Source organism: Oleiphilus sp. HI0132 (assembly GCF_001635845.1).
On sequence record NZ_LWGJ01000075.1, the window covers coordinates 1 to 921 of the forward strand.

Here is a 921-nt window from a genome sequence, read left to right on the forward strand (position 1 = left end):
CCTAAAGTTGTCACGAGTGAAGCCTCAAAAGAGTCCCCGTCTGCCGAACAGGCTCCGACAGTAGCCTCGATTTTTACAATCAAGCCCAACTAAACCCATTCGCAAACATAGAGAAAGCCATGCACAAAACTATTAGCCACTTCTTCGCCTATGTCAGCCGGCTTAAATGGATTAAACGTTGGAGTCTAATGCGTAATGCAATTCATGAGGATGTCGCGGTGCACTCATGGGAAGTCGCTACGATAGCTCATATCTTGGCAATCATTCATAACAAAGACTGCGATCTAAATAATAAAATAGATGCAAACCATTTGGCTGTCGTTGCGCTTTATCATGATGCGACAGAAGTCATCACTGGCGACATGCCTACACCGGTAAAATATCACTCCGAGGCGATGCGTACCGCTTACAAAGGGGTCGAAGAGAAAGCACAGCATGAGTTGCTTGCCCTGCTGCCTGCTTCCTTGCATCAAGATTTTAGTAGTATCCTGCTTGAAGATACGCTCCCGGAGCACTACCTGGTTTTGCTCAAAGCCGCTGACCGACTTTCCGCTCTTCTTAAATGCCGGGCAGAATTGCGTGCAGGAAACCGCGAGTTTGAACAAGCTGAACAGGAAATCAGTTCACGCCTTAATGATATGAACCTTGCACCAGTACACTACTTTCTTGAAGTTTTTGCTCCCGGCTATGATATGTCGCTTGATAACTTGCTGGATGCCTAGTGTTTTGCCATGATTGTTTAATCAAAACCCCAGAGTGATAACCTTATGAAAGCGATTGGCCTAAACCAATATCTAGCAATTGAAGACCCTGAAAGCTTAATCGACTTCGAAGCGAATATGCCTCACCCCACCGCGCACGACCTACTAGTTAAAATCGAAGCCATTAGCGTCAACCCTGTTGATACAAAGGTTCGGGGGC

Annotated in this window: 1 protein-coding gene; it reads left to right on the top strand. The window is 46.3% G+C overall.

All coding sequences use genetic code 11. The annotated features are described in order from the left end of the window. The first annotated feature begins 119 nt into the window (after positions 1 to 119). On the top strand, positions 120 to 722 hold the full coding sequence (yfbR, locus tag A3766_RS01055; protein ID WP_068508671.1) for a 5'-deoxynucleotidase: 603 nt from the start codon (positions 120 to 122) through the stop codon (positions 720 to 722). Positions 723 to 921: the final 199 nt, after the last annotated feature.